The sequence below is a fragment of the Streptomyces sp. NPDC048297 genome (genome assembly GCF_043201585.1).
Classification (GTDB): domain Bacteria; phylum Actinomycetota; class Actinomycetes; order Streptomycetales; family Streptomycetaceae; genus Streptomyces.
In genome coordinates this window covers 18,968-39,070 of record NZ_JBICZA010000028.1, presented here as the reverse complement: position 1 = coordinate 39,070, position 20,103 = coordinate 18,968, and the positions used below count along the sequence as shown (strand labels likewise).

General features: G+C 69.9%; 17 protein-coding genes. 10 read left to right on the top strand and 7 right to left on the bottom strand.

Features of this window, described 5'->3' with window-relative positions:
- Window positions 1–286 precede the first annotated feature (286 nt).
- The 6 genes from ACGFYV_RS27045 (at window position 287) to ACGFYV_RS27020 (ending at window position 7,697) form a co-directional block, all read left to right on the top strand.
- Window positions 287–1,162 carry a helix-turn-helix domain-containing protein gene (locus ACGFYV_RS27045; protein ID WP_393881075.1) on the top strand — a complete coding sequence of 292 codons (876 nt, stop codon included), beginning with the start codon at window positions 287–289 and terminating at the stop codon, window positions 1,160–1,162.
- Complete coding sequence (locus ACGFYV_RS27040; protein WP_393881074.1) at window positions 1,159–1,431, top strand: DUF397 domain-containing protein; 273 nt, start codon at window positions 1,159–1,161, stop codon at window positions 1,429–1,431. The genes ACGFYV_RS27045 and ACGFYV_RS27040 overlap by 4 nt, the downstream gene beginning before the upstream one ends.
- A 53-nt stretch (window positions 1,432–1,484) precedes the next feature.
- On the top strand, window positions 1,485–4,697 hold the full coding sequence (locus ACGFYV_RS27035; protein ID WP_393881073.1) for a sacsin N-terminal ATP-binding-like domain-containing protein: 3,213 nt from the start codon (window positions 1,485–1,487) through the stop codon (window positions 4,695–4,697).
- Between the two features lie 143 nt (window positions 4,698–4,840).
- The gene (locus tag ACGFYV_RS27030) at window positions 4,841–5,599 is read left to right on the top strand and encodes a calcium-binding protein (RefSeq protein WP_393881072.1); all 759 of its coding nucleotides are present in this window, start codon (window positions 4,841–4,843) and stop codon (window positions 5,597–5,599) included.
- Between the two features lie 139 nt (window positions 5,600–5,738).
- Window positions 5,739–6,668, top strand: coding sequence for a hypothetical protein (locus ACGFYV_RS27025; protein WP_393881071.1), 930 nt, complete (start codon window positions 5,739–5,741; stop codon window positions 6,666–6,668).
- Between the two features lie 198 nt (window positions 6,669–6,866).
- Window positions 6,867–7,697, top strand: coding sequence for a hypothetical protein (locus tag ACGFYV_RS27020; RefSeq protein WP_393881070.1), 831 nt, complete (start codon window positions 6,867–6,869; stop codon window positions 7,695–7,697).
- A 49-nt stretch (window positions 7,698–7,746) separates the two neighbouring features.
- Here ACGFYV_RS27020 and ACGFYV_RS27015 read toward each other — a convergent pair whose 3' ends face one another.
- Together ACGFYV_RS27015 and ACGFYV_RS27010 are read right to left on the bottom strand one after the other, a co-directional pair.
- A complete protein-coding gene (locus ACGFYV_RS27015) occupies window positions 7,747–10,128 on the bottom strand; it encodes an HAD-IC family P-type ATPase (protein ID WP_393881069.1) in 2,382 nt (793 codons plus the stop codon).
- Window positions 10,129–10,185: 57 nt separating this feature from the next.
- Window positions 10,186–10,467: a DUF2530 domain-containing protein gene (locus tag ACGFYV_RS27010; RefSeq protein ID WP_393881068.1), complete on the bottom strand. Its 282-nt coding sequence runs from the start codon at window positions 10,465–10,467 to the stop codon at window positions 10,186–10,188.
- Window positions 10,468–10,714: 247 nt separating this feature from the next.
- Between ACGFYV_RS27010 and ACGFYV_RS27005 the strand changes: the two genes are divergently transcribed.
- Entirely contained in the window at window positions 10,715–12,166 is a 1,452-nt protein-coding gene (locus ACGFYV_RS27005) for an NCS2 family permease (RefSeq protein ID WP_393881067.1), read from the top strand.
- A gap of 54 nt (window positions 12,167–12,220) precedes the next feature.
- Here ACGFYV_RS27005 and ACGFYV_RS27000 read toward each other — a convergent pair whose 3' ends face one another.
- Window positions 12,221–12,403, bottom strand: coding sequence for a ribbon-helix-helix protein, CopG family (locus tag ACGFYV_RS27000; protein ID WP_393881066.1), 183 nt, complete (start codon window positions 12,401–12,403; stop codon window positions 12,221–12,223).
- Between the two features lie 168 nt (window positions 12,404–12,571).
- Between ACGFYV_RS27000 and ACGFYV_RS26995 the strand changes: the two genes are divergently transcribed.
- From ACGFYV_RS26995 to thpR, 3 genes are all read left to right on the top strand, one after another.
- On the top strand, window positions 12,572–13,009 hold the full coding sequence (locus ACGFYV_RS26995; protein WP_393881065.1) for a MarR family winged helix-turn-helix transcriptional regulator: 438 nt from the start codon (window positions 12,572–12,574) through the stop codon (window positions 13,007–13,009).
- Between the two features lie 168 nt (window positions 13,010–13,177).
- Window positions 13,178–14,446: an MFS transporter gene (locus ACGFYV_RS26990; RefSeq protein WP_393881064.1), complete on the top strand. Its 1,269-nt coding sequence runs from the start codon at window positions 13,178–13,180 to the stop codon at window positions 14,444–14,446.
- Between the two features lie 104 nt (window positions 14,447–14,550).
- A complete protein-coding gene (thpR, locus tag ACGFYV_RS26985; RefSeq protein WP_393881063.1) occupies window positions 14,551–15,123 on the top strand; it encodes an RNA 2',3'-cyclic phosphodiesterase in 573 nt (190 codons plus the stop codon).
- A 231-nt stretch (window positions 15,124–15,354) separates the two neighbouring features.
- Here the strand turns inward: thpR and ACGFYV_RS26980 are convergent, their stop codons facing one another.
- From ACGFYV_RS26980 to ACGFYV_RS26965, 4 genes are all read right to left on the bottom strand, one after another.
- Window positions 15,355–16,347, bottom strand: coding sequence for an aldo/keto reductase (locus ACGFYV_RS26980; RefSeq protein WP_393881062.1), 993 nt, complete (start codon window positions 16,345–16,347; stop codon window positions 15,355–15,357).
- A gap of 54 nt (window positions 16,348–16,401) precedes the next feature.
- Window positions 16,402–18,099 carry a hypothetical protein gene (locus tag ACGFYV_RS26975; protein WP_393881061.1) on the bottom strand — a complete coding sequence of 566 codons (1,698 nt, stop codon included), beginning with the start codon at window positions 18,097–18,099 and terminating at the stop codon, window positions 16,402–16,404.
- A 626-nt stretch (window positions 18,100–18,725) separates the two neighbouring features.
- The gene (locus ACGFYV_RS26970; protein WP_393881060.1) at window positions 18,726–19,313 is read right to left on the bottom strand and encodes a Uma2 family endonuclease; all 588 of its coding nucleotides are present in this window, start codon (window positions 19,311–19,313) and stop codon (window positions 18,726–18,728) included.
- An 88-nt stretch (window positions 19,314–19,401) separates the two neighbouring features.
- Entirely contained in the window at window positions 19,402–20,085 is a 684-nt protein-coding gene (locus ACGFYV_RS26965; protein ID WP_393881059.1) for a GDSL-type esterase/lipase family protein, read from the bottom strand.
- Between the last annotated feature and the right edge of the window lie 18 nt (window positions 20,086–20,103).

Sequence of the window (20,103 nt, the reverse complement as noted above, 5' to 3'; positions counted from 1 at the left end):
GCGCAACAGGGCGCCACGCCAGCCCAGTTGGTGATATTCACCCTCGCGAGTGAGTTTGCGCCGCGGGAGGGAGGGGTGGGGTTTGGTGGGGGTCCTTTCACCTCGGTTGTTCCTTTAAAAGGGCGCCCCTCGCACCGCAGCACGGATTCCCGCGGGACGGCTTCGAGGGCGGTCGAGGCATGCGGCGAGTGTCCGGAGTTTGTCCGGTCGTGTCCGGGGTGTCCGGAGGTGCGCAAGGGTAGGGCGACGTCGGCGAGACGGTCGTACGACACGGAGGGGCGCGGAGATGACAGCGGAAGCGGCAGCGGTACGGCTCAAGACCGAGGAGGACGAACCGGGTTGGGAGGTGGACCCGGACGACGACTGGGGCGTCGCCGTCATCGCGACGGTCGGCCGCCAGCTGAGGCTGCGCCGCGAGGCGGTCGGGATGAGCGCCGCCGAGTTCGGCCGTGCGGTCGGCTACGGCGAGGACATGGTCTACAAGATCGAGAGCGGCAAACGGATCCCCCGCCCCGAGTACCTGGACAAGGCGGACGAAGTGCTGCGCGCGGGCGGCTTAATCGCCGCGATGAAGGAGGACGTGGCGAAGGTCAGGTACCCGAAGAAGGTTCGGGATTTGGCGCAGATGGAGGCCAGGGCGGTTGAACTCCAGCTGTACGACCCCTTGAACATCCATGGACTTCTGCAGACGCCGGAGTACGCACGGGCGTTGTTCATGATGCGGAGGCCTGCGTTCTCGATGGACGACATCGAGCGCGGGGTGGCGGCGAGGGCGGCTCGAAAGGCCGTGTTCGAGCGAGAGTCCGCGCCGGAACTGAGCTTCGTCCAGGAGGAGTGGGTGCTGCGGCGCCCGTTGGGGGGTAGGGAGATTCATCGTCAGCAGCTCGTTTATCTCCTTGAGCTGGGGCAGCTGCGGAACGTGGAAATCCAGGTGATGCCGTTGCACCGCGAGGAGCATGCTGGAACAGAAGGAGGCATCGAGGTACTCAAGTTCGAAGATGGGTCAGCGGTTGGGCGCTCCCCAGGAGTTGCCAACGGCCGTCCGGTTTCCGAGCCGAGGCAGCTCCGTATCCTCGAACTGCGGTATGGCATCATCCGGGCTCAGGCTCTCCCACCGAGGGAGGCGCTGGCCTTCATCGAGCAGTTGCTGGGAGAGACATGATCCGCAGAACCCCGGCGGGGGGCGCTTCCGAGTTGGCCTGGTTCAAGAGCAGCTACAGCAGCAGCAGTGAAATCGACTCCTGCGTGGAAGTAGCTCACGACTGGTTCAAGAGCAGCTACAGCAGCGGCCCAGACGGAGACTCCTGCGTCGAGATCGCCCCCACCCCCGAAACCATCCACATCCGCGACTCCAAGCAGACCGGCGGAGCCATTCTCAACGTCACGCCCACCACCTGGCTCCGCTTCGTCTCGTACGCCGCCGGGGGCTGACAGTCCGGAGCGGTACCTTCTCCTCACGCCCGACAGGTAAGAGGAGAACGAACGTGAGCAAGTACGTGCGGCCGGCGGCCGAGGGGGCAGACCCGTTCGGGACGGCCCGGCTGCGGCGCGGTGTCCTCGACGCCTGGGCGACCAGTCCCGCCCGGTTCCGGGAGGACGCCAACGCCGAAGAGGATCTCGTCCTCGGCGGGTACCGGGACCGGCTGGTCGTGGAGCTGGCCCAGAACGCCGCCGACGCCGCCGCGCGTGCGGCCACGCGTGCGGCAACGCATGCCGCCACGCCGGGTCGGCTGCGGCTGACCCTCCGCGACAACGTGCTCGTCGCCGCGAACACCGGCGCCCCGCTGGACGCGACCGGTGTCGAGTCGCTGTCCACGCTGCGGGCCTCGGCCAAGCGGGGTGAGCAGGACACGCACGGCGCGGTCGGGCGGTTCGGTGTCGGCTTCGCGGCCGTGCTGTCCGTCACGGACGAGCCCGCGATCGTCGGCCGGCACGGCGGGGTCCGCTGGTCGCTGGCCGAGGCGCGCGAGCTGGCCTCCGAGACCGCCCGGCACAGCCCGGGGCTGGGGGACGAGGTCCGCCGCCGTGACGGGCACGTACCGCTGCTGAGGCTGCCCTTCGCCGCCGAGGGCACCGCTCCCGACCCGTACGACACCGCCGTCATCCTGCCCCTGCGCGACAGCGCCGCCGCCGACCTCGCCGAACGGCTCCTGGACGCCGTGGACGACGCCCTGCTCCTCGCCCTGCCGGGCCTTGAGGAGGTCGTGATCGAGGTCGGGGACCGTGCCCCGCGCACCCTGCGCCGCCGTACCGAGGGCGCCGTCACCGTCGTATCGGACTCGCGGGACGGGACGACCCGCTGGCGCACCGTGTCCGCGCACGGGCCGCTCACCCCGGACCTGCTGGCCGACCGGCCGGTGGAGGAGCGGCTGCGCCCGCACTGGTCGGTGACGTGGGCCGTACCGGCGGACGAGCGGGGGCGGCCGGTCCGCCCGCGCACCAGCCCCGTCGTGCACGCCCCGACCCCGAGTGACGAGCCCCTCGGTGTGCCCGCGCTGCTCATCGCCTCGTTCCCGCTGGACACCACCCGGCGGCACGCGGCCCCGGGCCCGCTGACCGACTTCCTGGTGGAGCGGGCGGCGGACGCGTACGCCGAGCTGCTCGCCGACTGGCGCCCGGTGACCGAGGGCGCCATCGACCTGGTACCCGGACCGCTGGGCAAGGGCGAACTGGACGGCGCGCTGCGGCAGGCCGTCCTGGAGCGGCTGCCGCGCACCGCCTTCCTGCCCCCGGCCGTCGAGCCGAAGGGCGAGGGCCAGGGCGACGGCCAGGGCGACGACTATGGCGATGGCGAGGGCCAGGGCGAGGGTGGCCACGAGCTGCCGGAGGCTCTGCGGCCGCGTGACGCCGAGATCGTGGAGGGCGCGGGCGCGGACACCGTACGGGTGCTCGCCGAGGTGCTGCCCACCCTGCTCCCGGGCGGCCTGGAGCGCCGCGCCGAGCTGCGCACGCTGGGCGTCGCCCGGATCCCGCTCGCCGACGCCATCGACCGGCTCGCCGGTCTGGAGAAGGACCCGCAGTGGTGGTGGCGGCTGTACGACAGCCTCGCCGGGGTCGACCCCGACCGGCTCTCCGGGCTTCCGGTGCCGCTCGCGGATGGCCGCACGACGATCGGGCCCCGGCAGGTACTGCTGCCCACCGCGGACGGCAGAGCCCTCGACCCGGAGATCCTGGGCCGGCTCGGGCTCAAGGTCGCGCACGAGGACGCCGTGCACCCGCTGCTGGAGAAGTTGGGCGCGCTGCCCGCGACCCCGCGCGCGGTGCTGACCACCCCGCAGGTGCGGGCCGCCGTCGCCAACTCCCTTGAGGACGACGGCGGGGCGCTGTGGGAGGAGGACGCGCCGGACGCCGAGGAGCTGGCCGACACCGTCCTCGCGCTGGTGCGGGACGCGGGCCTGGAACCCGGTGACGAACCGTGGCTGGGCGCGCTGGCCCTGCCCGACGAGGACGGCGAACTCGCCCCGGCGGGCGAACTGGTCTTCCCCGGCAGCGACTTCGCCCGCGTGATCCGCGAGGACGAACTCGCCGCTGTCGATGGCGAGCTGGCGGCCAGGTGGGGGCAGCAGCCGCTGACCGCCTGCGGGGTCCTCGCGAACTTCGCGCTGGTCCGCGCCACCGACGTCGTCCTCGACCCGGACGAACTGGAGCCCCGAGAGGGCGACTTCGCCGAACCCGACGACGCCGGGCTGCTCGACGCGGTGGACGTGTGGTGCGAGGACATCCTCGACCGCTTCCCCGACAGCCCCGTACCCCCGGTCGCCACCGAACTCGTCGCCGTGCGCGACCTGGACCTCGTGGACGACGACCACTGGCCCGAGGCCCTCACCCTGCTCGCCCGCCCCCCGCTGCGCGACGCCCTCACCCAGCCCGTGCGCATCCTGCTGCCCGACGGCACCCACGAGGCCGTACGGCCGTACACCGCCTGGTGGTTGCGCGGGAACCCGGTGCTCGACGGCCGCCGCCCGGCGGGCCTGCTCGCGGCCGGCGGCGACCCGCTGCTGCGCGGCCTGTACGACGAGGCCGACGCGACCGGGTTCGAGGACGAGCAGGTGCTGCGCGCCCTCGGGGTGCGCACCTCGGTCGCGTCCCTGCTGGACGAGCCCGGCGGCGCGGCCGAGCTGCTGGACCGCCTCGCCGACCCGGAGCGGACCGTCACGTCAGCGCAACTGCACGGCCTGTACGGCGCGTTGGCGGAGCTGGACCCGGAGCAGGTGACCCTGCCGGACGAGGTGCGGGCCGTGCTGGACGGGCGGGTGGAGGTGGTGGACGCCGCCGACGCGGTGGTCGTCGACTCGCCCGACCTGCTGCCGTTCACCGCCGGTGTCCCGCTGCTGCCGGTGCGCCCGTCCCGGGCCGCCGAGCTGGCCGAGCTGTTCCAGGTGCGGCGGCTGAGCGAGTCCGTCACCGGTGAGGTGCACTCGGAAGGTGCCGAGCACGACGTACCGGAGCCGGTGCGGGTGCTGCTCGGACCGCTGACGCCCGCCACCTACGTCGAGCACGAGGAACTCGTCGTGGACGGCGTCGAGATCGACTGGCGGCTGACCGACGACGGCGTGCTGCACGCGGCCACCCTGGAGGGCGTCGCCGCGGGCCTCGCCTGGGCGGCCGGCCAGTGGCCGCGCCGCTTCGAGGTCGCCGCCCTGCTGGAGGACCCGTCCCGGACGGAGGAACTGGCACGGGACCGCTGGTTCGACTGACCCCGGTATAGGCGGAGTTGGGCTCGGTCGACCTCTACAAATTTCACACGAAATTTTTACCAGTCGTACAACCTTTCGCATCCGCCCCACGTCATGCCTGTGGAGTCACCAGACTCCACAGGCATTCAACGTGGGGAAAACACATGCGCATCCGAGCCTCTGCCGCCGTCGTCACCGGCGCGCTGGCCCTCACCGCCCTCGCCGTCCCGGCCGCCCAGGCCGACGGCGGGTACGGCGACACCAAGATCACCAAAGTCGTCGTGGACGGTGACAACAAGGTCTCCATGGGGACCTCCAGCCCGGTGACGATCAAGGTCAGCGTGACCGCCACGGACAACTCCGGCATCAAGGGAGCCGAGTCGTTCTTCCTGACGGGCCCCGGCTACGGCATCGAGATGACCGGCAAGCCCACCTGCACCGCCGTCAACGCCACGACCTCCACCTGCTCCGCCTCGGTGAAGATCGACCCGAGGACGGACTACTACGTGAACAAGAACGCCGGCACCTGGTACGTGGACGCGTGGATCGACGCCAAGGACGGCGACTTCGTCCAGAAGGACAAGGCCGGTTCCTTCGTCTTCCAGCGCGCGGGCAAGCTCACCGTCAACGCCGCCCCGGAGCCGGTGAAGAAGGGCAAGACCCTCACCGTCACCGGCACGCTGTCCCGGGCCAACTGGGAGTCGCTGAAGTACGGCGGCTACGGCTCGCAGTCGGTGAAGCTGCAGTTCCGCAAGAAGAGCTCCAGCACCTACACCACGTTGAAGACCATCAAGGCCGGCACGACGGGTGCCCTGAAGACCACCACGACCGCGACGGTCGACGGCTACTACCGCTTCTCCTTCGCGGGCAACTCGACCACCTCGGCGGTCAACGCCACGGGTGACTTCGTCGACGTGCAGTAACGCGCCAGTGAATTCGAGGTGTCCTCACCCGATGCCTCGTACAACCATTCCACTTCCACGCAGGTCCCATCGGTCGAGTCGACTGACTCCACGATCACCACTGGACCTCGTGTCCACCCTTCTCCACACAGGGGAACGCATGCGAACTCGTGCCACCGTGGGCGCCGTCACCGGCGCCCTGGCCCTTTCCGCCCTCGCCGTCCCGGCCGCGCAGGCCGCCGGGACCGCGAGGGTGCCCGCGGGTACCGCCGCCGCGAGCAAGGCCGCCCACTCGGCCCACTCCGGCCACTCCACGGGCAAGTCGGCCTACGCCGCCGGCGTGGACGAAATACCGTCCGTCCTGAACGCGACCTTCTCCAACGTCAAGGTGAACAGCGGCAAGAACATCGCCGTCGGCATCAGCAAAGTGGTCAAGGTCCCCGTCTCCTACACGCTGACGCACGGCGCGGACGTGGACATCCACGCCGCCGACTTCGTCTCGGCCGTCGAGCTGTACCGCGGCGAGTCCTTCGAGAACCCGATCTACTTCTTCGACAGCGACGTAGCGACCTGCACGGACACCTCCGCCACCGTCGCGAGCTGCAAGTCCACCGTCGCCATCGACCCGATGGAACTGCTGAACGAGGACGCGGGCTCCTGGAAGGCCGCCGCCTTCGCCGTCGCCTTCAACGGCCAGGACCCGCAGAACCCGGCCGACCCGAGCCAGATCGGTGTCGCCGTCAAGGACAACGCCGCGGCCTTCAAGCTGCAGCGCTTCTCCACGCTGACGGTCAACGCCGCGCCGGAGCCCGTGAAGAAGGGCAAGACCGTCACGGTCACCGGCAAGCTGGCCCGTGCCAACTGGGACGACGGCAAGTACCACGGCTACACCGTCCAGCCGGTGAAGCTGCAGTTCCGCAAGCAGACCTCCAGCACCTACACCACGCTGAAGACCGTCAAGTCCAACTCCACGGGCAACCTGACGGCCACCACCACGGCCACGGTCGACGGCTACTTCCGCTACAGCTTCGCGGGCACCACGACCACCCCGGCGGTCAACGCCACGGGTGACTTCGTCGACGTTCGCTGAGTCATGACGGACGGCCCCGGGGGCAAGCCGGCTTCCGGGGCCGGATCGTTTCCTCTCCTCCGTGCCATGAACCGGCAATCGGCCGACAAAGAATGGCCGGGAAGCGATCTTGGAGTACAACCTTCCGGTTCCCCCGCCGATCTGATCGCGCGAGTCGACCGACTCACTCCTCGAAAACTTCTCCCAACAGGGAAACTCATGCGCATTCGTGCCACCCTGGCCGCCGTCACCGGCGCCCTGGCCCTGTCCGCCCTCGCCCTGCCGACCGCGCAGGCGGCCGAGACCAGCGGCACGCCCTACACGCTGAACGCCGGCTTCTCGAACGTCACGATCGCCAAGACGATCAAGGTCGGCCCCACCGGCAAGGTCTCCACCAAGTACAGCTACACGCTGACCCACGGCGCCGACGTCAACATCAAGGCCGCCGACTTCTTCACGGACGCCTACCTGTACAAGGGCTCCTTCGACACCCCGTCCGGCGAGCTGTACGGCGACAACCCGGCGACCTGCACGGCGGTCACGGCGACCACCGCGACCTGCACCGGCACCGTCGACATCTACCTGGCCGACCACACCCTGAAGAACTCCCAGGCCGGCAGCTGGAGCGTGGGTGTCGAGGCCATCGCCTTCAACGGCCAGTCCACGACGAACCCGGACCTGAGCAAGGTCGGCTTCGCCGACAAGGGCGGCGCCGGCACCAGCCTGGTGCAGCGCGTCACCAAGCTCACCACCGACGCCACGCCCGAGCCCGTCAAGAAGGGCGCCACGCTCACCGTCAACGGCAAGCTCACGCGCGGCGACTGGGAGCACGGCACCTGGAACGCCCTCGGCGGCCAGCCCGTCAAGCTCCAGTACCGCAAGGCGGGCTCCACCACCTACACCACGCTGAAGACCATCACCTCGTCCTCCACGGGCGCCCTGAAGACCACCGTGAGGGCCACCGCCGACGGCTACTACCGCTACAGCTACGCGGGCAGCACCAGCACGGCGGGAATCACCGCGACGGCCGACTACGTCGACGTGCGCTGACGGCGTGCGCTGACGACGCGCGGTCCCGCGCCCCGGCCAGTGCTGAGCGCTAAGCGGGAAAGCGGCGGTCCACCCATTTCCAGAGCAACTCCAGGGTGGCCGCCGCCACCACCGCCACTCCTACCGCCGTCCACGGCATCGCCACCCCCACCAGCTTCAGCGCGAAGAAGGTCTGCAGGGCCGGTACGGCGAGGACGAAGAGGAAGGCCGCGCCCATCGCGGCGACCAGTGTGACCCGCCACCACGTGTAGGGGCGGGCGATGATCGCCAGGACCCACATGGAGATCAGGAACAGCGTCAGCGTCGCCGCGCTCGTCTCGGCGCCCAGCGCGTCCGTGCCCGAGTAGTGGTGCCGGGCGATCAGATACGTCACGAACGTCGCGGCCCCGGCCACCACCCCGCCGGGGATCGCGTACCGCATGACCCGCCGTACGAAGTGCGGGCGGGCGCGTTCCTTGTTGGGCGCCAGCGCCAGGAAGAACGCCGGGACACCGATGGTGAGGGTGGACAGCAGGGTCAGATGCCGGGGCAGGAACGGGTACTCGACCTGCCAGCACACCACCAGCACCGCCAGCAGCACCGAGTACACGGTCTTGACCAGGAACAGCGTCGCCACCCGCGTGATGTTGCCGATGACCCGGCGCCCCTCGGCGACCACCGAGGGCAGCGTGGCGAAGCTGTTGTCGAGCAGCACGATCTGCGCCACCGCCCGGGTCGCCTCCGAACCCGAGCCCATCGAGACACCGATGTCGGCGTCCTTCAGCGCGAGCACGTCGTTCACGCCGTCCCCGGTCATCGCGACCGCGTGCCCCTCGGACTGCAGCGCCCCGACCATGTCCCGCTTCTGCTGCGGTGTGACCCGCCCGAACACGGTCCCCTCGTCCAGCGCCTTCGCCATCTCCCGCTGCCCGGTGGGCAACTGCCGGGCGTCCACCGTCGTACCGGACAGCCCCAGCTTGGCCGCGACCGCGCCGACGGACACCGCGTTGTCACCGGAGATGACCTTGGCGCGCACATGCTGCTCGGCGAAGTAGTGGAGCGTGTCCGCGGCGTCGGGGCGCAGCCGCTGCTCCAGGACGACCAGCGCGGTGGGGCGGGCGCCCTTGGCCGGTTCGGCGCCGTCCAGGTCGCGGGTGGCGCGGGCGAGCAGCAGGACCCGCAGCCCCTGCTCGTTCAGCCGCGCGGTCTCGGCCAGGGCGGGGTCGTCGGCGCCCAGCAGGACGTCGGGCGCGCCGAGCAGCCACGTGCTGGTCTCGCCGTCGCCCTCGCTGAACGCGGCGCCGCTGTACTTGCGCGCCGAGGAGAACGGCAGCGACTCCACGCAGCGCCAGTCCTCGCTGTCCGGATAGGCGGCGATGATCGCCTGGAGCGAGGCGTTGGGCCGCGGGTCGGACTCCCCGAGGGCGCCGAGCACCTGGCGTACGTAACCCTCCTCGGCCCCGTCCAGCATCCTGAGGTCGCTGACGTCCATGCCGCCCTCGGTCAGCGTGCCGGTCTTGTCCAGGCAGACGGTGTCGACACGGGCGAGCCCCTCGATGGCGGGCAGCTCCTGCACCAGGACCTGCTTGCGGCCCAGCCGTATGACGCCTATCGCGAAGGCCACGGAGGTCAGCAGCACCAGCCCTTCCGGGACCATCGGGACGATCCCGCCGATCGTGCGGGCGACGGCGTCCTTGAAGTCGTTGTTCTTCACGAAGAGCTGGGTGACGACCAGGCCGATCGCGGCCGGGACCATCATCCACGTCACGTACTTGAGGATCGTGGAGATGCCGGTGCGCAGCTCGGAGTGGACGAGGGTGAAGCGGGAGGCCTCCTCGGCGAGCTGGGCGGCGTAGGCCTCGCGGCCCACCTTGGTCGCCCGGAACGCGCCGCCGCCGGCGACCACGAAGCTGCCGGACATCACCGGGTCGCCCGCGTGCTTGACGACCGGGTCGGCCTCACCGGTCAGCAGGGACTCGTCGATCTCCAGCCCGTCCGCCTCGGCGCACACCCCGTCCACGACGATCTTGTCGCCGGGCCCGATCTCGATCAGGTCGTCGAGGACGATCCGGTTCGTGGGGACCTCGGTGGCTCTGCCGTCCCGGCGTACCGTCGGCCGGGCCTCCCCGATCACCGCCAGCGAGTCCAGGGTCTTCTTGGCCCGCCACTCCTGGACGATGCCGATACCGGTGTTGGCGATGATCACGAAGCCGAACAGGCTGTCCTGGATCGGCGCCACGAACAGCGTGACCAGCCACAGCACGCCGATGATCGCGTTGAACCGGGTGAAGACGTTGGCGCGCACGATCTCGCCCAGGGAGCGGCTGCTGCGCACCGGCACGTCGTTGACCTGCCCCCGCGCGACCCGCTCGGCGACCTGCGCACCGCTCAGGCCCGGCGAGGCTGCCCCGGGGAGGGTGACCGGATGGACGGGGTCGAGCATATGGCTCATGGATCGACCGTACGTGGGGATGTGACCGCCCGCCCACCGATGTGAGGGGCCAAGGGGTCAGGAATCGGCCAGTCCGGCGTTTTTCACCGGGTCCGGTGCCGCGGCCCGCTTGATCGCCGCGTCCCGCTTGCGGACGTACCAGATGCCGATCAGCCCGAGCCCGCCCCCGGCCAGGCAGGTCCACAGCCACCACAGGTGGCCGTGGTCGTGGAACCAGCCGTAGAACGGCAGCTGGGCCAGGAAGAGGACGAACCACACGATCGTGCCGCCGGTGATGGTGGCGACCACGGGGCCTTCCAGGGGCTCCGGCGCCTCGTGCTTGGGGGTCCACTTCGTCATGGAGGACAGCTTACGAGGCGGCGGGGACGGCGTACGAGGTGACCGCCGATGAGGGGCAGGCCCGTCCCCGGGCCCATCCCAGGGGCCTGCCCGGGTCCCTTCTCGGCCTGTCGCGCCTGGGGTCTACGCGCGGAGATAGCGAACCCCGCCTCATACGTTCATACTGAAACCGTTTGTCTTTGACCACTTCTGCTCGTATGAAACTCCAACGCGGCCCGGGGGAGCCCCGCTGGTGATGAGGTCCCGCATGTCCACCTCGGCACCCGCCAAGGTCCCCGCCCCCGAACAGCCGGGCGGCGCTCCGGCCTTCGGCGCACTCGACCGCTTCTTCCGGATCTCCGAGCGCGGCAGCTCCCTGCCCCGCGAGATCCGCGGCGGTCTCGCCACCTTCTTCGCGATGGCGTACATCATCGTGCTGAACCCGATCGTCCTCAGCAGCGCGAAGGACATGTACGGGCACCACCTGAACGGTGGCCAGCTGGTCACGGCGACCGCGCTGACGGCGGCGTTCAGCACCCTGCTCATGGGTGTCATCGGCAACGTCCCGATCGCCATGGCCGCCGGCCTCGGCGTGAACTCGGTCGTCGCCCTCCAGCTCGCACCCCGGATGACCTGGCCGGACGCCATGGGCATGGTCGTCTGGGCCGGTTTCGTGGTCATGGCGCTGGTCGCCACGGGTCTGCGCGAGCGCGTGATGAACGCGGTGCCGTTCGGCCTGCGCAAGGCCATCTCCATCGGTATCGGCCTGTTCATCATGCTGATCGGTCTGGTCGACTCCGGCTTCGTCACCCGCATCCCGGACGTCGCCGAGACCACCGTCCCGCTCCAGCTCGGCGTGGGCGGCCACCTCAACGGCTGGCCGGTGCTGATCTTCATCCTCGGCGTGCTGCTCACCTTCGCCCTCATCGTGCGCAAGGTGCCGGGCGCGATCCTGATCTCGATCGTCGGCATGACCGTCCTCGCGGTGATCATCAACGCCGTCGCCACGATCCCGGCCTGGGGCCTGACCGTCCCGAAGTGGCCGGGCAACCCGGTGGCCACCCCCGACTTCGGCCTGATCGGTCACTTCAGCCTCTTCGGCGGCTTCTCCAAGGTCGGCGTGCTGACCGGCGTCCTCTTCGTCTTCACCGTGCTGCTGTCCTGCTTCTTCGACGCCATGGGCACGATCATGGGCGTCAGCGACGAGGCCAAGCTGACCGACGCCCAGGGCTACATGCCGGGCATCAACAAGGTCCTCTTCGTGGACGGCCTCGCCGTCGCGGCGGGCGGTGCCAGCTCCTCCTCGGCCACCACCGCGTTCGTGGAGTCCACGGCGGGCGTCGGTGAGGGCGCCCGCACCGGTTTCGCCAACGTCGTCACGGGCGGTCTGTTCGCCCTGTCGCTCTTCCTCACGCCCATCGCCACGATGGTCCCGTCCCAGGCGGCCACGCCGGCCCTGGTCGCGGTGGGCTTCCTGATCCTGTCGAACTCCGTCAAGGAGATCGACTGGGCGGACTACACGATCGCCATCCCGGCCTTCGTGACGATGCTGATGATGCCGTTCACCTACTCGATCACGAACGGCATCGGCATGGGCTTCATCACCTTCGTGGTGCTGCGCCTGGTGGCCGGTCGCGCGAAGGAGATCCCGGTGGCGATGTACGTCGTCTCGGCGGTCTTCGCCTTCTACTACCTGATGCCGGCGCTGGGCCTGACCTGATCCCCTGGGTCCCCTGGGTCCCCTTGATCCCCCGGGGTCACGGATCCCCCGGGGTCACGTGACCCCGTAGAACTTCTCCGTCTCCTCGACGGCGGTCTGGAACCGTTCGTCGAAGTCGTCCCGAATGAGCGTGCGGACCACATAGTCCTGCACGCTCATTCCTCTTCTGGCCGCATGGTGCCGGAGCCTTTCGAGCAGCTCCCCGTCTATCCGCAGGCTGAGCACACTGGTCCTCATGCGTACGAGGGTCGCCATATCAGGCCACCCGGCGTGTCACTTTCCGGAACCGTCTCACTCATATGGGTGATCGAGGGGTTCGGATCGAGGGGTTCAGTGGCCCGCGTCACGGGCATCCGGGCGCGTCGCGGTGGTCTTTAGTCTGAGTAATGAGTTACGCTAAAGAACATGCCGGACCTCACCCATGGCGACGACGTTGCCGCCGTGAACTCCCTCCGCTCCGCAGTCATGCGGCTGTCCCGTCGGCTCAAGCACCAGCGGGTCGACGAGTCGCTGAGCCCTACCGAGATGTCGGTGCTCGGCACCCTGTCCCGGTGCGGCCAGGCCACACCGGGCGAACTCGCCCGCAAGGAGCACGTCCAGCCGCCGTCGATGACCCGCATCGTCGCGCTGCTCGAAGCCAAGGGGCTGGTCCGTCTGGAGCCGCATCCAGAGGACCGGCGCCAGAAGGTCGTCAGCAGGACCGAGCAGGCCGAGGCGATGCTCGAAGAGAGCCGCCGCAAGCGCAACGCGTTCCTGGCCGGCCTGGTCGACGGTCTCGACGAGGACGAGTGGGCCAAGCTGCGCGCCGCCGCCCCGGTCCTGGAAAAGCTCGCGCATCTGTAGCCCTTTGCGGCTATTTGCAGCTCTCCGCAGCTCGCGCATCTGGCAAGCCAGCCACTGGCAGTAAGAACGAGGAGGCGAACCCTTTTGAGTACGGGATCCGGAATACCTTCCGCCCCCGCACCGAAACCCACCCACAACCCCTCGATCCAGAACAGACGCGCGTCCTCGATGTTCAGCTCGCTGAAGGTCCGGAACTACCGTCTGTTCTTCATCGGCCAGGTCGTCTCCAACACAGGCACCTGGATGCAGCGCATCGCCCAGGACTGGCTCGTCCTCAGCCTCACCGGCTCCTCCGCCGCCGTGGGCATCACGACCGCCCTGCAGTTCCTGCCGATGCTGTTGTTCGGCCTCTACGGCGGCGTCCTCGTGGACCGGCTGCCCAAGCGGCCCGCGCTGCTGGTCACCCAGTCGGCCATGGCGCTCACCGGACTCGCCCTCGCCTTCCTGACCCTCTCCGGACACGTCCAGGTCTGGCACGTCTACGTCGCCGCCTTCGCCGTCGGCCTCGCCACGGTCGTCGACAACCCGGCCCGGCAGTCCTTCGTCTCCGAGATGGTCGGCCCCGAGCAGCTGCAGAACGCCGTCAGCCTCAACTCCGCGAACTTCCAGTCCGCCCGCCTGATCGGCCCGGCCGTCGCCGGCCTCATGATCACCGGCGTGGGCACCGGCTGGGCCTTCCTCGCCAACGGCCTGTCCTTCGTCGCGCCCATCGCCGGCCTGCTCCTCATGCGGGCCCGCGAACTGCACGTCGTCGAACGGACCCCGCGCGGCAAGGGCCAGCTGCGAGAGGGCCTGCGCTATGTCGCCGGCCGCCCCGACCTGATCTGGCCGATCGTCCTGGTCGGCTTCATCGGCACCTTCGGCTTCAACTTCCCGGTCTGGCTGTCCGCCTACGCCGACGACGTCTTCCACGCGGGCGCCGGCGGCTACAGCTTCTTCAACACGCTGATGGCCCTCGGCTCCCTCGGCGGCGCCCTGCTCGCCGCCCGGCGCGGCACGGCCCGGCTGCGCGTCATGGTCGGCGCCGCGCTGGCCTTCGGCACGCTGGAGATCGTGGCCGCGCTGACACCGTCGTACTGGCTGTTCGCGCTGCTCATGGTCCCGATCGGGATCTTCGGCCTGACGGTCAACGTCACCACGAACACCGCCGTGCAGATGGGCACCGACCCGGCCATGCGCGGCCGGGTGATGTCCCTGTTCATGATGGTGTTCATGGGCGGCACGCCGCTGGGCGCGCCGGTCGTCGGCTGGATCACCGACACCTACGGCCCCCGCGTCGGCTTCGCCCTCGGCGGCGCCGTCTCGGCACTCGCGGCCGTCACCGTCGGCCTGATCCTGGCCCGCGTCGGGGGCCTGCGGCTGGCGGTGGGCTGGCATCACGGGCACCCGCGGGTGCGGGTGGTGTCCAGGGAGCCGGAGTTGGTGCCGGCGGCGTGAGTGTCCTCACGTCCTGATGCCGGTGTCCTTACGTCCTGCGTCCTGATGTCTTGGCCCGGGCCGGTCCGCCCACGCGCGCCGCGCGCGGTGGGCAGACTGGGCCCATGAGACTCTTCGCCGCCGTCGTGCCCCCCGAGGACGTGACGCACGGGCTCGCCGCCGAGGTGGACCTGCTGCGCGCGCTGCCGGGCGCCGACGGGCTGCGCTGGACCGGCCGCCCCGGCTGGCACTTCACCCTGGCCTTCTACGGCGAGGTCGACGACACCCTCGTACCCGACCTGTCCGACCGGCTGGAGCGCGCCGCGCACCGCACGCCCGCCTTCCCGCTGGCCGTCGCCGGCGGCGGCCAGTTCGGGCACGGGCGGGCCCTGTGGGCGGGTGCGTCCGGCGACCTGGAGACCCTGCGCCTGCTCGCCGACCGCGCGGAGGCGGCGGCCCGGAAGGCGGGGGTGCCGATGGGGGAGCACCGGCGGTACAAGGCCCACCTGACGGTGGCCCGCAGCCGGGACTCGGTGGACGTGCGCCCCTACGTCGCCGCCCTCGCCGAGTACACCGGCCCCACCTGGACCGTCGCCGATCTGGCCCTGGTCCGCAGCAACCTGCCGAGGTCCGGGGTGCGGGGCGAGCGGCCCCGGTACGAGACGGTCGCCCACTGGCCGCTCGGCGGCGCCGGTTAGGCTCGTTCACGTGGACCCGAAAACCCGGAACCGGATCATGGCCGGTGTGCTTGTTCTCCTGCTGGTGGTCGTCGCCGTGGCGGCGGCTGTCAGGTAGGGGGTGCGGGGGTGCAGGGGTACGGAGGGAACTGCGCGTAGCCGTCCGGCTGCGGGCCGTCCGTGGCCGGTCGCGCAGTTCCCCGCGCCCCTGCCGGGGCGCTGCCCCTCAGGGCCTCGCCGAAGTGACCACGACTACCAGGCGAAGGCCTCCGGGGACGGGCCGGGGCCGGGGAAGATCTCGTCGAGGGAGGCGAGCAGTTCCTCGCTCAGCTTCAGCTCGACGGCGCGCAGGGCGGACTGAAGCTGCTCGGCGGTGCGGGGGCCGACGATCGGACCGGTCACGCCGGGCCGGGTCAGCAGCCACGCGAGGGCCACTTCGCCGGGCTCCAGACCGTGCTTGTCCAACAGGTCCTCGTACGCCTGGTAGCGCGGCCGGGCGGCCGGGTCGGCCAGGGCGTCGGCGGCCCGCCCGGAGGTACGGCGCCCGCCCTGCACCTCCTTCTTGATCACTCCGCCGAGCAGACCGCCGTGCAGCGGCGACCAGGGGATGACCCCGAGGCCGTACTCCCGCGCGGCCGGGATGACCTCCATCTCGGCGCGGCGCTCGGCGAGGTTGTAGTGGCACTGCTCGCTGACGAGGCCGATGGTGCCGCCGCGGCGCGCGGCGGACTCGTTCGCCTGGGCGATCTTGTAGCCGGGGAAGTTGGAGGAGCCCGCGTAGAGGATCTTGCCCTGCTGGACGAGGACGTCGACGGCCTGCCAGATCTCGTCGAACGGTGTGTTCCGGTCGACGTGGTGGAACTGGTACAGGTCGATGTAGTCCGTGCCCAGCCGCTTCAGGCTGGCGTCCACGGCGCGCCGGATGTTCAGCGCGGAGAGCTTGTCGAAGTTGGGCCAGGTGTCGCCCTCACGGCTCATGCTGCCGTACACCTTCGTGGCGAGCACGACCTTCTCACGCCGCTCGCCGCCCTTGGCGAACCAGCTCCCGATGATCTTCTCGGTACGGCCCTTGTTCTCACCCCAGCCGTACACGTTGGCGGTGTCGAAGAAGTTGATGCCCGCGTCCAGCGCCGCGTCCATGATCGCGTGAGAGTCGGCCTCGTCCGTCTGCGGGCCGAAGTTCATGGTGCCGAGGACCAGTCGGCTGACCTTGAGTCCCGTGCGTCCTAGCTGCGTGTACTCCATGACTGCCTAGCCAACGACCTGAAGTGCGCTCTAGGCAAGCGAAATCGTGATGTCTCAGGTGTGGTGGTGCGGGTTCGGTTGCGTTCCGGTCCACGTGTCGGGGAAGCCGTCGGTGGGGCCGAGTCTGACGAGGGTGGTGTGGAGTCCGGGGTTGGTGGTGTTGGGGAAGGTCTGGGGGGCCTCGGTGGAGGAGAGTACTTCGATGGTGATTCCGAAGAAGTGCGCGGCCAGGGCCGGGAGGATGGCGTCGAGGGACGGGTCCGGTGTTCCGTTGCGCAGATTCGTGATCGGGTTCAGGCGTTGCGAGTCGCCCCAGGTGAGGGTCAGGTAGGTGCGGGCGCTGACGCGGTAGGAGTCCAGGGCTTGTGGGTCCACAGGTGCGTCTTCGCCGTAGATTGCCCGATATTGGGACAGAGCGGCTTCTTCCAGGCGTGCTGGTTGTGCGAGATTGTCGATCAGGGTCCAGTCGAGGGTGCGGGGTGACTGGGTGAGGTCCTGGTATGCGGCGTCGGCGAGGAGGGAGCGTAGCTGTGCGGCGGGGGTGATGTCCTGTGGTGTCTGGGGCCACAGGTGTGGTGCGCCGGCGAGGAGTGCGTACAGGAAGCTGTCCGTGCCCTGTGGTGTGTCCGTGACGGTCAGTCCGCGTGCTGAGAGTTGTTCCCACACTCCGAGCCGGCCCGTGCCGGTGAGGCCGGCCAGCCAGTCCATCGCCTCCGTCTGCTGGTGAGGTCCTGTGGTGTCGGCCGGACCCCACAGGGTGGAGTCCGGGCCCAGGAGACCGGGGTCGAGCCAGGAGGACACGAGCGCCGGGTCCAGGCCACTGCCTGTGGCAGGTAGTCCGCCGTCCAGGAAGTCTCGAAGCAGGTCCGGCTCCGGCTCCGGCTCTGGTACCACCTGTGGGTCCGCTTGCGGGTCTGGTTGAGGGACTGGTTGCTGGTCTGGTTGCGGGCTCGGTTCCGGGTTCGGTTCCGGGTTCGGTTCCGGCTGTGGGTCTGCTTGTGGTTGCGGGGAGTGGTGTCGGCGGCGCTTGGTGGGCCGTGGGTTGGGGGTTGTGGAGGGTGAGGGGTGTTCGGGGCGGGGGCGAGTCCGGGTCCGGGGCTGGGTCGTGGGCTCGGGGGGACGGGGTGGCTCGGGCAGGGTGATTCCGAGGCCGCGCAGGACCGTGGCCGAGGCCTGGTCCAGGGGGGCGTCCAGCATTCCGGTCCGGGCGGATTCGGCCCAGGTCAGCATGTTCCGTACCGCGGGGTCGTATGCGCGGTCCCGGCCCGCGCCGTCGAGATCTCCGTGGTCGATGTAGTAGTCGATCGCCAGGCGCAGGTACTCGGAGTTCGCGGGGGAGGCGTCGGCCGCCGCCCGCAGGTTCCCGGCACGCTCCTCGGCCGTGAACTGCCGGTTCAGCCGGTACAGCGCGGGCCGTGACAGACGGACGCCGAACAGGGCACCCACCTGGTCGCTCACGTCCCCCAGGGTCATCGCCCCGCCTGCTTCGCGCATCGCCGAGAACAGCGCCGCGCGGCTCTGCGCCGGCAGTGACGGGCCCTCGTCGTCCGTCGTGGCCGCCGCGGGTATCTCCGGTGTGCCCGCGAGGTCCGCCTGTCCGAAGACCGTGTTCCGCTCCGCCGAGGTCAGCCCACCCGCTCCCGCGACCAACCCGGAGCCGGTGGCGGTGGCGGTGGCGGTGGCGGTGGCGGTGGCGCCGTGCGCGGCGGCGGCCCGCTGCGGCAGATAGGACGTGTGGTACTCCCTGCGCAACGCGTCAACGGCATCGAGTGACAAGGGCACCCTGAACCGGTGGCGGTGTAGCGGCGCAGCAGACGGTGCAGCAGGGCCTGGTTCATGTTCTGACCCGGCCACCGGTTTTCCGCCTCGTCCCATACCTGGCCCCGAGTCGGTCGGCCCTGGTTCCGGATCCACTGGAACAGTTCATCGACCTGGTCCTGGGACAGTTCCCCCTCAGCTGTGTGGGGGACCATGGCCGGCACCCTGTCCGTGCCCGAGAGGTCGATCGGCTCCCACGGCACCTCCCGCTCGTCCTCGGGCAGCTCCCTCTGCTCGGCAGCCGCCGATGCCAACGGACGCAACTTGTTGAGCCGAACGAGGTTGGCCGCGTGGGCCCGCTGCTCAGGTCCTCCCTGGGCTTCTTCCCTGCCGTCGAAGTGGACGCCCAGACGCCTCAGCACTTCCAGCGTCGACGGGAAGACGGGAGAGCTTCCGGACGCCACCTGCGCGATCGTAACCCAACGCGCGAAAGAGACGCTCAGCTTCCGCTTCCGGCGAGCGGGAGGGTGAGGTCCGCCCCGTACAGCGCGTGCGCGGCCCGCAGCACCAGATCGTCGCGGTGCCGGGCCGCGACGCCGGGGTGATCCAAACGACACCCCCTAGTCGCGCGGGAACTCATCGGTCTTGAGGACGAGGTCGACCACCGTGCCGGTCAGGTCGATGTCTTTGCCGAAGTCGACCGTCGTCCGCGTGATGTAGTCGCCTTCCTTGGGCTGCGTGTAGGCGTAGCAGGTGCCCTTGTACGGGTCGACGATGACGTAAACGGGGACTTCGGCCGTGGCGTAGGCGGTCTTCTTCGGGCCGTAGTCGTTGGCCGAGGTGCCCGTGGAGATGACTTCGGCGACGAACATGACGTCCTCGCAGTGCCAGAGACCCTTCTCCGTCTTCGTCGCGTCCTCCTTGATGAGGGTCACGTCGGTGGTGAAGCCGTTGAGGTGACCCGGGTAGTCGATCCGGACGTCGGACTTCACCCGCTTCCGGGGGTACTTGGTCCGCAGCTGCTCGACGATGTCCAGGATGATTTCCCAGTGAGTGTCCCGCTGCGGCGACATGTAGACGGTCCCCTCGACAATCTCGACCTTGTATCCCTCGGGGACGGGCATCTTCTCGAGCCGGTCGAACATCGCGTCGAGCGTGCTCTCGTTGTCGCACTCGGCCATCGCGATCCTGTCTTCAAGGACGGTCATCGTGGCGCTCCTCCCCGGCTGCCCCACGAACAGGTGCAGCCGCGCAGTACAACGATACGCACTGTAGTCAGGGGACTCCGGAAACCGGTCAGCCTGTTCCGGCCTCGTACGGACCTCCGAGGTCCCACGCCTCCCACATCGCCCCGGCGAAGGCCGCCGCGACGCGGTGTTCGCCGCTCGCGTTGGGATGCGTGCCGTCGTAGGTGTCGCGGTGGATGTCGTACGCCTCGGGGGGCGAGGCGAGGAGGATCGGGGAGCGGGGTTCGTCCAGGTCGGCGGCTGTCTTGGCGAGCAGGACGTTGAAGCGGGCCACCTGCTCGGCGAAGGGCGGGTCCGCCTCGGCGCGGACGTTGGGGATCACCGGCAGCAGGACCATGTGGATGCGCGGGTTGGCCGCGCGGGCGGCGGCGACGAAGGCGCGGGCGTTCTCCGCCGTCTGCTCGGCGTTCGTGTAGAAGCCGAGGTCGATCAGGCCGAGGGAGACGAGCAGGACGTCGGCGCGGTGCTCCCGTACGGCCTCGCCGATCAGCGGCACCATGTGCAGCCAGCCCTCGCCCCAGCCGGCCAGGTGGGCGCGGGGGAAGCCGGGGTCGGCGTACTCGTACGAGGTCGGGGTGTCGGTCGCCTTGTCGTACAGCGTCTCGCGCGGGCCGACGATCCGGAACGGGCCGCCGTACGTCTCCCGCAGGTGCTGCCACATCCGGTAGCGCCACGTGTGTTCGCCCGCGCTTCCGATCGTCATGGAGTCACCGACGGGCATGAACCTGAGCATCCGCTCATGATGGACGAT

Bases quoted from the DNA above. Each gene is read 5' to 3' on its own strand.
- ACGFYV_RS26970 (WP_393881060.1), bottom strand. From the start codon at position 19,313: ATGACCGTCCTTGAAGACAGGATCGCGATGGCCGAGTGCGACAACGAG.
- ACGFYV_RS26995 (WP_393881065.1), top strand. From the start codon at position 12,572: ATGCCGGACCTCACCCATGGCGACGACGTTGCCGCCGTGAACTCCCTC.
- ACGFYV_RS26980 (WP_393881062.1), bottom strand. From the start codon at position 16,347: ATGGAGTACACGCAGCTAGGACGCACGGGACTCAAGGTCAGCCGACTG.
- ACGFYV_RS26965 (WP_393881059.1), bottom strand. From the start codon at position 20,085: ATGCTCAGGTTCATGCCCGTCGGTGACTCCATGACGATCGGAAGCGCG.
- ACGFYV_RS27015 (WP_393881069.1), bottom strand. From the start codon at position 10,128: ATGAGCCATATGCTCGACCCCGTCCATCCGGTCACCCTCCCCGGGGCA.
- ACGFYV_RS27000 (WP_393881066.1), bottom strand. From the start codon at position 12,403: ATGAGGACCAGTGTGCTCAGCCTGCGGATAGACGGGGAGCTGCTCGAA.
- ACGFYV_RS27025 (WP_393881071.1), top strand. From the start codon at position 5,739: ATGCGAACTCGTGCCACCGTGGGCGCCGTCACCGGCGCCCTGGCCCTT.
- ACGFYV_RS27040 (WP_393881074.1), top strand. From the start codon at position 1,159: ATGATCCGCAGAACCCCGGCGGGGGGCGCTTCCGAGTTGGCCTGGTTC.
- ACGFYV_RS27010 (WP_393881068.1), bottom strand. From the start codon at position 10,467: ATGACGAAGTGGACCCCCAAGCACGAGGCGCCGGAGCCCCTGGAAGGC.
- ACGFYV_RS26990 (WP_393881064.1), top strand. From the start codon at position 13,178: ATGTTCAGCTCGCTGAAGGTCCGGAACTACCGTCTGTTCTTCATCGGC.
- ACGFYV_RS27020 (WP_393881070.1), top strand. From the start codon at position 6,867: ATGCGCATTCGTGCCACCCTGGCCGCCGTCACCGGCGCCCTGGCCCTG.
- ACGFYV_RS27045 (WP_393881075.1), top strand. From the start codon at position 287: ATGACAGCGGAAGCGGCAGCGGTACGGCTCAAGACCGAGGAGGACGAA.
- thpR (WP_393881063.1), top strand. From the start codon at position 14,551: ATGAGACTCTTCGCCGCCGTCGTGCCCCCCGAGGACGTGACGCACGGG.
- ACGFYV_RS27030 (WP_393881072.1), top strand. From the start codon at position 4,841: ATGCGCATCCGAGCCTCTGCCGCCGTCGTCACCGGCGCGCTGGCCCTC.
- ACGFYV_RS27005 (WP_393881067.1), top strand. From the start codon at position 10,715: ATGTCCACCTCGGCACCCGCCAAGGTCCCCGCCCCCGAACAGCCGGGC.